The following is a 14643-nucleotide window of genomic DNA, read 5'->3' on the forward strand; positions in this document are numbered from 1 at the left end:
CCGCCACGGGCCACACCGCCGGGCGCCGAACTGCTGCCCGAGCTGGGGCCTTAGCCCTCCGACGTCGTGCTGCGGAGCTGGCACGGCATCGGCCCGATGGGCGGCACCGACCTCGACGCCGTGCTGCGCAATCTCGGGGTCTCGACGATCGTCGCCGTCGGAGTGTCGGTCAACGTCGCCATCACCAACCTGGTGATGGACGCCGTCAACGCCGCGTACCGGGTCGTGGTCCCGCGGGATGCGGTGGCCGGAATCCCCACCGACTACTCGAATGCAATCATCGACAGCACGTTGTCGCTGCTGGCGACGATCACCACCACCGACGAGTTGATCGACACATGGAAGTAGCCGCGCAGTGACCGACACCGAGAACGACATCCGCGAATTCGCCAGGGTCAAACCGGCTCTGGGATCGCCGGAGATGGGTCGTTTCATCGCGGCGCTGCGCCGGCTGCAGAACATCACGGTGGCCAGCGATCCCGATGCCGCGCTGTGGAACGATTCGGCCGCACTGCTCGAGGAGATGTGCGAACGCCTGGAGGAACACAAGGCTCCCGCCGGTGTGGCCCCTGCCGGCCGGGCGCCCAACCTGCCCGGCAACGGCCACCCGCTGATGCCACCGTGGCAGGTCGTGGCGTCGGGACCGGACGAGGTCACGATGCGCGGGCGCTTCAGCCGCTTCCACGTCGGGGGCAATGACGCGGTGCACGGTGGCGTGATCCCGCTGTTCTACGACTGGCATTTCGGCATGGTGGTGTCGGCCGCGGGCCGACCCGACAGCCGCACCGCCTACCTGCATGTGGACTACCGGCGGGTGACGCCGATCGAGGCGCCGCTCGAGGCGCGGGCGTGGATCGACTCCGTGGACGGACGCAAGCTGTTCGTGAGGGCGGCGATGACGGACGCGGACGGCAACGTACTATCCGAGGCCAACGGTCTGATGATCAAACTGCTTGCCCACCAGCCTTGAAAGGCACGATGTCTGTGACCACACAGTTCACCGTCCCGGCCGCCGCCGACACCGTCGCCGCCGTGATCGGCGACCGCGAGTTCATCGTCCAAGGCGATCGTCGATACACCTATGCCCAGGTCGTCGAACGCGCCAACCGCCTGGCCGCGTTCCTGCACAGCCGCGGGCTCGGTTGTCACGTCGAGCGTTCCGAACTCGCCGGCCATGAGGTGGGCCAGGACCTGCTGGGGATCTACGCCTACAACGGCCCCGAATACGTCGAAGGCATGCTCGGCTCGTGGCGCGCCAGGGTCGCACCGTTCAACGTCAACTACCGGTACGTCAAGAACGAATTGCATTATCTGCTCAACGATTCGGGCGCCAGCGCACTGCTGTACCACGCGGCGTTCGCGCCGCGCGTCGCCGAGGTGCTGGCGGACCTGCCCAATCTGCGGGTGCTCATCCAGATCGCCGACGACTCCGGCAATGATCTGCTGGACGGCGCCGTCGACTACGAGTCGATCGTCGGCTCGGGCACCCCGGTGCTGCCGCCCATCGAGCCCTCGCCCGACGACCTCTACGTGCTCTACACCGGCGGTACGACGGGCATGCCGAAGGGCGTGCTGTGGCGTCAGCACGACATCTTCATGACCTCGTTCGGGGGCCGCAACATGGCCACGGGCGAGCTGATCACCTCGCTCGACGACATCGCCAAGCGGGTGACGGAGGGGCCCGGCAGCAAGATCCTCACCCTGCCGCCGCTCATGCACGGCGCCGCGCAGTGGGCGGCGATGACGGCTCTGACCACGGGGCAGACCATCGTGTTCACGGCGAATCCCGCCAGCCTCGACGTCGACGAGGTCGTGGAGACCATCGAGCGGGAGAAGGTCCTTGTGGTGCAGGTGGTCGGCGATGCGGTCGCACGTCCGCTCGCCGATGCGATCGAGCGCAGTTCGGCCGATCTGTCGTCGCTCGCCGTGATCGCCAACGGCGGGGCGCTGCTCACCCCCACCGCCAAACAGCGGCTCATCGACGTCAAGCCCGGCCTGATCGTCATGGACGGCGTCGGGTCCTCGGAGACCGGCATCCAGATGAACCACATGTCGGCTCCCGGTGCGGTATCGACGGGCCAGTTCAACGCGGGTCCCGACACCTTCGTCGCCGCCGAGGATTTCAGCGCGATCCTGGAACCCGGCCACGACGGTATCGGCTGGCTGGCGCAGCGGGGCTATGTGCCGCTTGGCTACAAGGGCGATGCGGACAAGACCGCCAAGACCTTCCCGGTGATCGACGGTGTGCGCTACTCGATTCCGGGTGACCGCGCCCGCCATCAGGCCGACGGGTCGATCGAACTGTTGGGACGCGATTCGGTCACCATCAACTCCGGCGGCGAGAAGATCTTCGCCGAGGAGGTCGAGACCGCGCTGTTGTCGCACCCGGCGGTGGCAGACGTAGTGGTGGCGGGCCGGCCCAGTGACCGGTGGGGCCAGGAGGTGGTCGCGGTCGTCGCCCTCACGGAGGGGGCCAGCGCCGACGCTCAGGAACTCATCGACCACGCCGCGAATTCGATTGCGCGCTACAAACTTCCGAAGGCTGTTGTGTTCCGCCCGGTGATCGAGCGCAGCCCCGCGGGCAAGGCGGACTACCGCTGGGCCCGCGAGCAGGCGATCAGCGCGAACGCCTGATCCGACGCCTGGTCCGGTTGCGCGCCATCCGCAACCCGAGCGCCGTCGTCGCGCGCAGCGATGGCGTGAACGGTGGGGCCGCACGTCCGGTGATGGTGACCGGGAGGTCGGAGCCGACGATCGTGCGGTGGTGGCTGAACGCGTCGAACCCCGCCTTGCCGTGGTAGGCGCCCATCCCGCTGCGCCCGACTCCCCCGAACGGCGCTGCCGACGGAATCATCTGCGCGGCGAAGTCATTTCGCGCGACGCCGCCGCTGCGGGTGCTCCGCACGAAGCGCCGAAACTCCGTGTCGTCCGGTCCGTACCAGTATGCGACCAGCGGTGAGGGCCGCTGGTTGATGTAGCCGATCGCCTCGTCGAGGTCGCGGTAGGGCCGCACCGAAAGTACGGGGCCGAAGACCTCTTCCGCGGCGATGGCCATCCGGTCGTCGACGTCACGCACGAGGGTCGGGGCGATCTTGCGGGTCGCGCGGTCGGGCAGGACCTCGCCGGCCGGTGCGACAGACTCGATGCGCGCGCCCTTCGCCCGCGCATCGTCGACCAGGCTGACCACCCGATCGAAGTTCGCCTCGTTCACCGACGAGCAGTAGTCGTCGTTGTCGAGGATCGCCGGAAACATCTGCCGCCACGTCTCTTTCACGATGTCGACGAAGGCGGCCTCACGGTCGCCGGACACGAAGACGTAGTCGGGACAGACACAGACCTGACCTCCGTTGATCATCCGCGATCGCGCGATGCGGACCGCCGACCGATGCAGGTCCGCATCGCGGGCAACGACCACCGGGTTCTTACCCCCGAGTTCCAGGGTCACGGGCACCAGGTTCTCGGCGGCCGCCCGCTGCACCAGCGCTCCGACCGACGGCGAGCCGGTGAAGAACAGGTGGTCGAAAGGCAGCGACGAGAACTCGGCCGCGACATCGGGCCCGCCGGTCACCACGTCGAGCTCGGTGACATCGAAGTACCTCGGCGCCAACGACTTCATCAGCTCCGCGGTGCGCGGCGTGATCTCCGACATCTTGATCATCACCCGGTTGCCTGCGGCGAAGGCCGCCGCAGCGGGCAGCACCACCAGGTTCACCGGGAAATTCCACGGCCCGATGATGCCCACCACCCCGAGCGGTGACGGTTCGACGTCGGCCCGAAGACCGAACAGCCGGCCGGCCCGCATCAACCGTGTCGCGCGCATCCACTGCGCCACATGCGATCTGGTGTGCTCGATGACCGAGATCATGCCGAGTATCTCGGTGAACAGTGAGCCGGCCCTGGGCCTGGTTCCGTAATCGGCGGCCATGGCGTCGACGAACTCGTCGGCGTTGTCCAGCACGAGCGACAGCAACCGGTCGATGCGATGGCGCCGCTCGGCCGCGCTGGGCGGGCCGTCGGCCAGGAACGCGCTGCGCTGACGCTCGAGGACGGCTGACATCGCCTCCCGAGGGGTGCTCCGGGCGGCACTGACCTGAATTGTGCTCTCGCTCATCGCACCACCATCTCCGAAAATGATTGTCTGCCGGAACCGAATTGTTTACTGTCGTGCTTACAGTCGGCCATTCGAATGTTACGCCGACGCCACCCGTCCGCGAAGGGAATGCATGAGATGACCGAAAAGCGCAAAGTCGTCGTGGTCGGTGCGGGCTCGGGCATCGGGGCAGCTCTCGCGACGCATTTCCACGACCGCGGTGATCACGTCCTCGCGGTCGACGTCCGCGACCACCGGACCCCCGCCTCCGAATCCGCCCGCTGCGATCTGCGCGATCCGGCAGACATTGGCCGCCTGCTCGACTCGATCGGGTCCGGCTGGGACATCCTGGCGCACGTCGCGGGCGTCCCCGGCACGGCTCCGGCGGCCGACGTGCTGAAGGTGAATTACCTCGGCATGCGACTGGTCGTCGAAGGCATGCTGCCCCGCATGCGCCGTGGCGGGTCGATCGTCGCGGTCGCCTCCACCGCCGCGCTCGGGTGGGACCAGCGCATCGACACCCTGAACGGACTGCTCGAACTCACCGACGCCGACGCCGTCGAGCGCTGGCAGGCCGAGCAGGATCCGGACTACCCGGTGTACAGCACGTCCAAGCAGGCGGCGATCCTGTACGCCAAACGGCTTGCGGGGCCGGCGTGGACGACGTACGGCGTGCGAGTCAACACCGTGAGCCCCGGACCGGTCGAGACACCTATCCTCACCGACTTCGAGCAGACCATGGGCAAAGAGGTCTTGGACATGTGCAAGGCGACTGTCGGGCGTCATGCCTCGGTCGCCGACATCGTGCCGGTCATTTCGTTCCTCGGGTCCCCGGAGGCGCGGTGGATCACCGGCCAGGACCTCCAGGTCGACGCCGGCTTCGTCAATTCGATGCTCGCAGGCGCACCCGTGCAGTTGCCACAGCCTGCACCTATCGTCACGTAGACCGATACTGTAAGCTTTACAGTACCCATGCGGGTTACATGTCCGGACCAGACGAGGGAGATCAGCCCGTGGATAGCCCCGTACAGGATGTCACGGTCGACGAGACCTTCGACCTGCTGCGAGACCCCTACCCCCTGTTCGCGCAGAAGCGGCGGAAAACCAGCGGCGTGTTTCGCGGCAGCGTCATGGACTGGTCCCAGGCGCCGGAGGCGATGCCGGAAAACCTCTATGCGGCCGTGTCTTTCGACGCCGTCAACCGGGTCTTCCGCGACGGCAAGGTCTTCAACTCACACATCTACGACAACACCATCGGCCTGTTCATCGGACCGACCATCCTGGCGATGGAGGGCAAGAAGCACTGGGACCACCGCAACCTGGTGTCCTCGGCGTTCAAGTCGAAGTCGTTGGCGCGCTGGGAACCCGAGGTCGTCCGCCCGGTGGTCACCGCGCTGATCGACGAGTTCATCGACGATGGGCGTGCCGACCTCGTCCGGGATTTCACGTTCGAGTTCCCGACCCGCGTCATCTCCAAGCTGCTGGGCCTGCCCGAGGAAGACCTGCCGTGGTTCCGCAAACGTGCCGTCGAATTGATCAGCTATCACGTCCGGTACAAGCGCGCATTCGAGGCGTCCGCCGCGCTGAAGGACTACTTCCTGGCGCAGATCGACAAGCGCAGGTCCAAGCCGACCGAGGACATCATCGGCGATCTCGTCACCGCCGACATCGACGGTGAGAAGCTCAGCGACGAGTCCATCTACTCGTTCCTGCGACTGCTGCTGCCCGCCGGCCTGGAAACCACCTACCGATCGTCGGGAAACCTGCTGTATCTCTTGCTCACCCACCCCGAGCAGTTCGCCGCGGTGCAGGCCGACCGCGAACTCATCTCCCCGGCCATCGAAGAAGGCCTCCGGTTCGAGACGCCGTTGACCACCGTGCAGCGCTACGCGACCGAGGAGACCGATCTCGAAGGTGTCACACTCCCCCAGGGCTCGGTGATCGACGTATGCATCGGATCGGCCAACCGCGACGAAAAGCGTTGGGAACGCTCCGAGGAGTTCGACATCTTCCGCAAGCGGACTCCGCACATCTCCTTCGCCGCGGGTGAGCACACCTGCATGGGTCTGCACCTGGCACGCATGGAGACCCGGGTGGCGGTGGAATGCCTGCTGGACCGGCTGACCAACATCGAACTCGTCACCGACGACAACCCCCACATCGCCGGCCAGCCCTTCCGCTCACCCACCGCGCTCCCCGTGACGTTCGATCCGGTCGGCTGATCCGTGGCCAAAGCCGCGAGCGGGCGTGCCCGCCAGCGCCGTGACCGCGGCTCGATCAGTGCCGAGGAGATCCTCGAGGGCGCACTGCAGGTCGCGCAGGAGGTCTCGATCGAGAACCTGAGCATGCCGCAGCTCGCCAAACACCTCGGCGTCGGCGTCACCAGCATCTACTGGTACTTCCGCCGCAAGGACGATCTTCTCGACGCGATGACCGACCGGGCCTTGGAGCGGTTCGAGTTCACGGTGCCCACCATCTCCGCCTCGAATTGGCGAGAATCGTTGCGCGATCACGCCTTGACCATGCGCAAGCGCTTCCGCGCGGACCCGATCCTCTGCGACCTGGTGCTGATCCGCGGGCAGTTCGGACACCGCGCGATGCACGGTGCGCTGCAGAAACTGGGGCAGCCGATCGGCGCGCTGGTCGAAGCGGGGCTCACGGTCGACCAGGCCGCCGAGACGTACGGCGCGATCTCCGTGCACATCCGGGGCTCGGTGGTTCTCGAGCGACTCCAGGAGCGCACCGAGGGCTTCCCCGCCCAGCGTCACGACGGCGGCCGCTACATCGGGTTCGCCGACGACATCGACTTCGGCTACATCCTCGACAGCATTCTCGATCACGCCGAATCGATCATCGCGGCGGCGTAGCGCCGTTCTTCGGCGCGCGGTAGGCCACGGTCTTCGTCTCGAGGTATTGCTCGAAACCTTCCACGCCGCACTGCCTTCCGACACCGCTGCTCTTGAAGCCGCCGAACGGGGCGTCCGCCCCGTAGAACATGCCGCCGTTGACGCCGAACGAACCGGTGCGGATGCGACGGGCGATCGCCATCCCCCGCTCCAGTGAGCGAGACGAAACGGCGCCCGCCAATCCGTATGCGCTGTCGTTGGCGATCCGCACCGCCTCGTCGTCGTCATCGAACGGCAGCACCACCAGCACCGGGCCGAACACCTCCTGCTGGGCGATCGCCGCTTCGTTGCCGACGCCGACGATCACCGTCGGCGCGACGTAGTGGCCGCCGGCCAGATGGCCGGGGAGATTCGCGACGGGCCCACCGCCCACGGCGATTTCGGCGCCGTCGGCGCGGGCCTGTTCGATCGCGTCGAGGACCCGCGCCTTCTGCACCGCGCTGATCACCGGCCCCACCAGGGTGTCCGGGCTGACCGGATCGCCCACCGGCACAGCCTGATAGGCGGCGGTGATGGTGGCGACGGCCTCGTCGTAGCGCGACCGGTGCACCAGCATGCGCGTGGTGGCCGCGCACGCCTGTCCCGCGTGTACGCACACCCCCACCGCAGAGCCGACGATCGCCGCGGGCGGGGCGTCGTCGAGCACGATCGAAACCGATTTACCGCCGAGTTCCAGGAACATCCGCTTCATCGTGTCGGCGCCCTGACGCATGAGCAGCTTGCCGACGCCGGTCGAGCCGGTGAACGAGATCATGTCGACGCGCGGGTCTGTGCCGAGCAGTCCGGCCACGTCGTTGGACGGGGTGGGCACCACGTTGACGACGCCGGGCGGGATGTCGGTGTGTTCGGCGATGAGCCGGCCGAGCCTGGTGGCGTTCCACGGCGTGTTCGGGTCGGGCTTGAGCACGACGGTGTTTCCCGTCGCGAGCGCGGGTCCGAGCTTGTTGAGGATCACCTCGATCGGGAAGTTGGACGGGGTGATCGCGGCGACGACGCCGACCGGTTCCTTGACCACGGTGCGCACATTGCGCTCACCGAACAGCCCACCGCCGTCGAGCGCGCGCTCCCATTCGAAGTCGAGCATCAGCCGCGCTGGATAACGCAGGCCGTCCGCCAACGGCCAATCAAGTTGTGCGGACTGCGTCGTCATCACCGGACAGCCGACCTCGGCGATCAGCTCCTCGCGCAGATCTTCCTGCTCGGCTTCGATCGCGGCTTGCATCTGATCGAGGCACCGCGCGCGCAGGTGTCGATTGGTGGCCCAGTCGGTGTCGTCGAAGGCGCGGCGGCCGGCCGCGATCGCGCGATCCATGTCCTCGGTCTCGGCGGCGGCCGTGGTTCCCAGCAGACGGCCGGTGGCCGGGCTCAGGTTGTCGAACTGAGCACCGGAGGCCGATGACACGAGTTGCCCGTCGATGAGCATTCGCGATTCGGCGCGTCTCGCGGCGCGCTCGCCGACGTCGATGCTGGTCTCGGTCCGTTCATCGACGTCACTCACCGGCACCTCGTAGACTCTCTTTGCGGGACGACTAACTGTAATGCTTACGGTAAGTTTATTCAACAGCCGGAGCGCCGGATACGAGGGAGCCGATTTGGTCAAGGTCATGGAGGGCGTGCGCGTCCTCGAAGTCGCACAGTTCACGTTCGTCCCCGCAGCGGGGGCGATCCTCGCCGATTGGGGCGCCGACGTCATCAAGGTGGAGCACCCGGTGCGCGGTGACACCCAACGCGGCTTCATCAACATGGGCGGATTCCAACTCGACCCCAACCGCCATCCGCTGATCGAACACCCCAACCGCGGTAAGCGCAGCGTGGGCATCGACGTGTCGACGCCCGAGGGTCAGGAGGTGCTCTACGAGATCGCCAGGACGTCTGATGTCTTCCTCACCAATTACCTTCCCGCACAGCGGCAGAAGAACAAGTTCGACGTCGAGCACATCCGCGCCGCGAACCCCGACATCATCTACGCGCGCGGAAGCGCATACGGCGACAAGGGATCCGAGCGCGATACCGGAGGTTTCGACGGCACCGCGTTCTGGACGCGCAGCGGGGTCGGGCACGCCTTGACCCCCGAGGAAATCGGCGGTGCACTGTCGCAGGGCATTCCGGCGTTCGGCGACTCGATCGGCGGGATGAACATCGCAGGCGGGATCTCGGCTGCACTGTTTCACCGGATGCGCACCGGCGAGGCGGTCGAGCTCGACGTTTCGCTGCTGAGCACGGCGTGGTGGGCCGGCGGTGCCAGCATGACACAGGGCATGGAGACCGGCGAGACCATGCGCTCGCTGATGCCGGATGCCGCGGGCCCGAGCGTGAACCCGTTCATGGCCAACTACCTGACCTCCGACGGCGGCACGATCAACTTGTGCATCGTCAGCCCGACGGGATACATCCGCGACGCGTTCGAACATCTGGAACTGCCGGAGCTCGCCGACGATCCTCGTTTCTGCGATGTGATGCCGTTGATCGAGAACGCCGCAGCCGCAGTCGAATTGATTCGAGAGAAGATTGGCAGCAAGCCGTTCGAGTACTGGCGCCAACGGCTGAAGACGATGAAAGGGCAGTGGGCGCCGTTCCAGAGCTTCCTCGATCTGGCCACCGACGAGCAGGCGCTGGCCAACGACATGGTCGTCGAGGTCGAGGCGGCCGACGGCGGTGAGCCGTTCAAGGTCGTCCGCGGACCGGTGCAGTTCAATCACGAGCCGCTGGAGACGACGCGCGCACCGCAGGCCAGCGAGCACACCGAGCTGGTGCTCATGGACATCGGCATGGACTGGGACCGCATCGAGGCGCTGAAGGACAAGGGCGCCATCGCCTGAGCCCTGTTCGCCCCGGTTCCGCTGTTGCGCGAGCGTGCGTGTCTGCACACGAAACGCCGTGTGAGAACAGCACTTTGCGCACGCTCAACGGCCGTCGACGTGCGCAAAGTGGCGAAAAAGTCTCGCGTGTCGGCGTCAGACACGCACGCTCGCGGAACTAGGCGACGCGCTCGACCCGGATCGGCACGCCCGTCAGCCAGGCCATGCCCGACAGCGCCTCCACATCGGCGGGGTCGCTGGATGTCAGCTGGTTGACGTTCGCGCCGCCGGCCCGGTTGGCCAACCGCCAACTCCCGGTTCCCTTGTGCCCCCAGCCGTGTGGCACCGCGACGACACCGGGTACGAGGTCCTTCGTCGTCAGCACCGGCACGGTGATGGCGCCGTACGGTGACGCGATCCGCACCTCGTCGCCGTCGACGATATGCAACTCGGCCGCGTCGTCGACATGTATCAGCGCATGCTGGTGACGGTCGCCGCGCATCAACAGCGGCGAGTTGTGCATCCACGAGTTCTCCGAGCGCGGCTCACGCAGCCCGATCATCCGCAGCGGATAGCCGTCGGGCAGCACCCGCCGAGACAGCTTGTCGACTTCGTCGGCGATCCCCGGATGGGCCAGCCGAACCCGGCGCGACAGGTAGCCGACGGCCCCGCGCAGCACACCCGTGCGGATGTGCGGTGCGACCACCACGCCATGCGGATGCTGCTCGGTCAGCCGACGCAGCGACAGCCCGCCGCGCCGCAGCCCGAACCTGTCGCCGCCCTCCGACATCCGCACCAGGGCGTCCATCATCATCCGCGGCGAAGCCTCAATGCCCAACAGCCGCGCCACCCTCCGCACACCGGAGAACACCGTGAAGGCCGGCACGCGACGGGCCAGCCGCCGGGCCAGGTCCTCGACGATGTCCCACTCCCCGCGGGCCTGACCCACCGGCGCCAACACGGCTTCGGTCGCCTGCCGGAACGGCGTGGCCTGAAACCCCTGGAACGTGTACGGGAAGTCGTCGCGCTCGTACATCGTCGTGACCGGGAGGATGTAGTCGCACTGCGCGCCCGTCTCGGTGACGTAGAAGTCGAGCGCGACCGACAGCTCCAGCTCACCGAACGCCGCCTCGAGTTCCTCACCGTTGGGCACCGACAGCACGGGATTGCCTGCCGAGACGAACAACGCCCGGATCTGGCGCTCGCCAGGGGTCGTGATCTCCTTGGCCATCAGCGCGGCAGGCTCCGAGCCGATCGCGCTCGGGATCCCGCTGATCCGCGAGCGCTTCCGCCGGTAGGACCGCCGCATCACGGCGCCCATCGCGACGTTCTGCCACTTCTGGCCGACGGTGTGCATGGAGCTGAACACCGAGCCGCCCGGCACGTCGAGGTTGCCGGCCACCAGGTTCACCGCGTCGATCAGGTACGTGGTCAGCGTGCCGTGCGTGCCGACACAGGTGCCGAGCCTCCCGTAGACCGCCGCCCGCGGCGCGGTCACCAGATCGCGGGCCAATGCGCGGACGCTCTCGGCGTCGATGCCAGTGCGGGCCGCCGTCGACTCCGGAGTGAACGGACGGCACAAGTCCCGCAGCCAGTCCACGCCGTCGGCCTTCCGTTCCACCGCGGCCACGTCGACCAGATCCTCGGCGAACATCACCTGGAGCAGGGACAGCAGGAACAACGAGTCGGTGTCCGGCACGATGCCGAGCCATTCGAACGCCACGGCGGTCTCGCTGCGCCTCGGGTCGACGATCACCACGCGCCCACCGCGCTTGACGATGTCGTGCATGCGGTCCTTGATCCGCGGCGCGGTGAGGAAGCTGCCGTGGGACACAACCGGATTCGCGCCCATCATCACCAGGAGGTCGGTCCGCATGAGGTCCGGAATGGGCACCGAGGTCGGCACACCGTAGAGCAACTGGCTGGCGATGAGCCTGCTGTTGGTGTCCTGAGAGGATGCAGTGAAGTAGTGGCCGTGGCGGCCGAGGCCCTTCATGAACAACAACGCCGCGAAGGTGTGCGCGTAGCTGAAGGCGCCGGGATTGCCCATGTACCAGCCGACCGCACCGGAGCCGTGGCGGCGCAGGATCGCCGACAATCGGGCCGCGATGTCGTCCATCGCCTCGTCCCACGTCACCTCGTGGAAGCCGGACGGCCCGCGGCGCAACGGCCGCGTCACCCGATCCGGATCGTTGACGACCTCGGTGAACGCGATGCCCTTCTGGCACGCGAAGCCGGCCGACAGCGGATGCTCCTTGTCCGGTCGCAGCGCCACCAGGCGGCCGTCCTCGACCGTCGCGATCATCCCGCACAGCGGCTCGCAGATCCGGCAGAAGGTCGGCTTGTTCTCGATGACCGGCACCACGCCGATTACAATACTGTAAGAGTTACAGTTACACGTCGGATCGGCGTTGACCAGAGAGGATCAGGCATGCACGACGTGGCGATCATCGGTGTCGGACTGCATCCCTTCGGACGCTTCGAGGGCAAGTCCGCGATGGAGATGGGCGTCGACGCGATCTTCGCCGCCGTCGCCGACGCCGGTGTCGAGTGGCGCGACGTCCAGTTCGCCACCGGAGGCAGCTGGACCGTCGCCAACCCCGATGCGATCGTCGGCATGGTCGGGCTGTCGGGCATCCCGTTCACCAACGTGTTCAACGCCTGCGCCACAGCGGCCAGCGCCGCGAAGGCCTGCGCCGACGGAATCCGGTTGGGCGACTACGACATCGGCATCGCGATCGGTCTGGACAAACATCCGCGGGGCGCGTTCACCGAAGACCCCGCCCTGGTCGGCATGCCGCGCTGGTACGCCGAGAACGGTCAGTACCTCACCACCCAGTTCTTCGGGATGAAGGCCAACCGCTATCTGCACGAGCACGGCATCTCCCAGCAGACGCTGGCCAAGGTGGCGGCCAAGAACTTCCGCAACGGCGCACTGAACCCCAACGCGTTTCGCCGCAAGCCCATCCCCGAGGACCAGATCCTCAACTCCACGATGCTGAACTATCCCCTCACGCAGTACATGTTCTGCGCACCCGACGAGGGGGCGGCCGCCGTCGTGATGTGTCGCGCCGACATCGCCGAGCGGTACACCACCAAACCCGTGTACCTGCGCGCGGTCGAGGTCCGTACCCGAAAATACGGCGCCTACGAGGTGAACACCACGTTCGCACCCGTCGAGGAGGACGTCGCACCCACCGTCTACGCCGCGAAAGCCGCGTTCGAAAAGGCCGGTGTGGCACCGCAGGACGTCGACGTCATCCAGTTGCAGGACACCGATGCCGGCGCCGAGATCATCCACATGGCCGAGTGCGGTTTCTGCGCCGACGGAGACCAGGAGAAGCTGCTGGCCGACGGGGCCACCGAGATCACCGGATCGCTGCCGATCAACACCGACGGCGGGCTCATCGCCAACGGCGAGCCGATCGGCGCGTCGGGGTTGCGCCAGATCCACGAGTTGGTCCGCCAACTGCGCGGCGAAGCCGGTGATCGCCAGGTGCCCGGCGAGCCGAAGGTCGGCTTCGCGCAGCTCTACGGCGCACCCGGAACCGCCGCCGCGACGATCCTCACGAGGTGACCATGACCCAATTCACCGGGGCGCCGATCTTCGACGCCGACCAGCACATGTACGAGACGGCCGACGCGCTGACTAAGTACCTGCCCGAGAAATTCTCGCGCGCCGTGCAATTCGCGAAGTTCGGCCGGCACACCCGCATCGTCATCAACAACCGCGTCAACGACTTCATCCCGAATCCGACGTTCGAGCGCGTCGCCGCACCCGGCGCCCACGAGAAGTTCTTCGCCGGCGAGAACACCGAAGGCCTGACGCTGCGCGAGATGCAGGGCCCGGCGATCGAAGCGCCCGCCGCGACCCGCAACCCCGACGACCGCATCGTCGAACTCGACCGCCAAGGTGTCGTCGAAGCGCTGAACTACCCGACCTTGGCCAGCCTCATCGAGCACGCAACCGCCGATGATCCCCAACTCAGCCTCGCGATCATCCACGCCCTCAACCAGTGGATGTGCGAACACTGGACCTTCAACTACCAGAACCGGATCTTCTCCACGCCGATCATCAACCTCTCCGAGGGCGACGGTGCGCAACGCGAACTCGAGTACATCCTCGACAACGGCGCCAAGGTCGCGCTCGTGAAGCCGGGACCGGTTCGAGGACTGCACGGTTGGCGCTCACCGGCGCTGCCCGAGTTCGACCCGTTCTGGCGCGACGTCGAAGCTGCCGGGTTGCCCATCGTGCTGCACGCGAGCTATCCCCCGCTCGACGACTACGTCGGGCAGTGGGAGCCACCGCACACCCAGAACTTCATGGCGCAGAGCGCATTCCGGTGGATGGTGCTCGGCCACCGCGAGATCGCCGACATGATCACCAGCCTGATCTGCCACGGCACGCTGACGCGCTTCCCAAAGCTGCGCATCGCCAGCGTCGAGAACGGCAGTTCGTGGATCGGACCGCTGTTCAAGGACTTCGACGACCTCTACCGGAAGATGCCACAGAACTTCGGTGAGCACCCGCACGAGGTGTTCCGGCGCAACATCTGGGTGAGCCCGTTCTGGGAGGGTTGTGTATCCGACGTCGTCGAGACGGTCGGCTGGGACCGGGTGCTGTTCGGCTCGGACTACCCGCATCCGGAGGGTCTCGCCGAGCCGAAGGGCTTCTGGAAGTACGCCGAAGGCATGGACGTGCGTCGCACCTACGACTTCATGGGCGACAACGCGCGCCGGTTCATGGGCCTGCCGATCGCCAACCCGGACCCGGATGCCGTCAGACCGCCCGCGCTGTCAAACGCCTGACGAGCGCGACGAGAAGTCGCGCGTAAGCAGTGCAAGCGTG

11 protein-coding genes and 1 pseudogene are annotated in these 14643 nt (G+C 66.9%); 9 read left to right on the top strand and 3 right to left on the bottom strand.

Annotated elements, in window-relative coordinates; all coding sequences use genetic code 11:
• Positions 1-18: 18 nt before the first annotated feature.
• The 3 genes and pseudogenes from AU198_RS14890 to AU198_RS14900 form a co-directional block, all read left to right on the top strand.
• Positions 19-348: pseudogene (locus AU198_RS14890) on the top strand (isochorismatase family protein); the annotation flags it as partial.
• Between the two features lie 7 nt (positions 349-355).
• On the top strand, positions 356-970 hold the full coding sequence (locus tag AU198_RS14895; RefSeq protein ID WP_064348926.1) for a PaaI family thioesterase: 615 nt from the start codon (positions 356-358) through the stop codon (positions 968-970).
• A gap of 8 nt (positions 971-978) precedes the next feature.
• The gene (locus AU198_RS14900) at positions 979-2634 is read left to right on the top strand and encodes an acyl-CoA synthetase (protein WP_064348948.1); all 1656 of its coding nucleotides are present in this window, start codon (positions 979-981) and stop codon (positions 2632-2634) included.
• Here the strand turns inward: AU198_RS14900 and AU198_RS14905 are convergent.
• On the bottom strand, positions 2618-4057 hold the full coding sequence (locus tag AU198_RS14905; RefSeq protein WP_231744676.1) for a coniferyl aldehyde dehydrogenase: 1440 nt from the start codon (positions 4055-4057) through the stop codon (positions 2618-2620). The two genes, AU198_RS14900 and AU198_RS14905, sit on opposite strands and share 17 nt — an antisense overlap.
• A 171-nt stretch (positions 4058-4228) precedes the next feature.
• Between AU198_RS14905 and AU198_RS14910 the strand changes: the two genes are divergently transcribed.
• The 3 genes from AU198_RS14910 to AU198_RS14920 are packed head-to-tail and all read left to right on the top strand — an operon-like array spanning position 4229 to position 6957.
• Entirely contained in the window at positions 4229-5035 is an 807-nt protein-coding gene (locus AU198_RS14910) for an SDR family oxidoreductase (RefSeq protein WP_064348949.1), read from the top strand.
• Between the two features lie 38 nt (positions 5036-5073).
• A complete protein-coding gene (locus AU198_RS14915; protein WP_082691035.1) occupies positions 5074-6312 on the top strand; it encodes a cytochrome P450 in 1239 nt (412 codons plus the stop codon).
• Positions 6313-6315: 3 nt separating this feature from the next.
• Positions 6316-6957: a TetR/AcrR family transcriptional regulator gene (locus tag AU198_RS14920; RefSeq protein WP_064348928.1), complete on the top strand. Its 642-nt coding sequence runs from the start codon at positions 6316-6318 to the stop codon at positions 6955-6957.
• On the opposite strand, the gene AU198_RS14925 is transcribed toward AU198_RS14920, so the two are convergent.
• Positions 6941-8494 (bottom strand): aldehyde dehydrogenase family protein, encoded by a 1554-nt coding sequence (locus AU198_RS14925; protein WP_064348951.1) that lies wholly within the window; start codon positions 8492-8494, stop codon positions 6941-6943. The two genes, AU198_RS14920 and AU198_RS14925, sit on opposite strands and share 17 nt — an antisense overlap.
• 106 nt (positions 8495-8600) lie before the next feature.
• Between AU198_RS14925 and AU198_RS14930 the strand changes: the two genes are divergently transcribed.
• Positions 8601-9815, top strand: coding sequence for a CaiB/BaiF CoA transferase family protein (locus AU198_RS14930; RefSeq protein ID WP_064348929.1), 1215 nt, complete (start codon positions 8601-8603; stop codon positions 9813-9815).
• Positions 9816-9972: 157 nt separating this feature from the next.
• Here AU198_RS14930 and AU198_RS14935 read toward each other — a convergent pair whose 3' ends face one another.
• Positions 9973-12159: a molybdopterin-containing oxidoreductase family protein gene (locus AU198_RS14935; RefSeq protein WP_082691036.1), complete on the bottom strand. Its 2187-nt coding sequence runs from the start codon at positions 12157-12159 to the stop codon at positions 9973-9975.
• A 66-nt stretch (positions 12160-12225) separates the two neighbouring features.
• Between AU198_RS14935 and AU198_RS14940 the strand changes: the two genes are divergently transcribed.
• Both AU198_RS14940 and AU198_RS14945 read left to right on the top strand, forming a co-directional pair.
• The gene (locus AU198_RS14940; protein WP_064348930.1) at positions 12226-13371 is read left to right on the top strand and encodes a thiolase family protein; all 1146 of its coding nucleotides are present in this window, start codon (positions 12226-12228) and stop codon (positions 13369-13371) included.
• Positions 13372-13373: 2 nt separating this feature from the next.
• On the top strand, positions 13374-14603 hold the full coding sequence (locus AU198_RS14945) for an amidohydrolase family protein (protein WP_064348931.1): 1230 nt from the start codon (positions 13374-13376) through the stop codon (positions 14601-14603).
• Positions 14604-14643 lie beyond the last annotated feature (40 nt).

Origin of the sequence: Mycobacterium sp. GA-1199, assembly GCF_001500045.1 — a bacterium.
In the GTDB taxonomy this organism is placed as follows: Bacteria; Actinomycetota; Actinomycetes; order Mycobacteriales; family Mycobacteriaceae; genus Mycobacterium.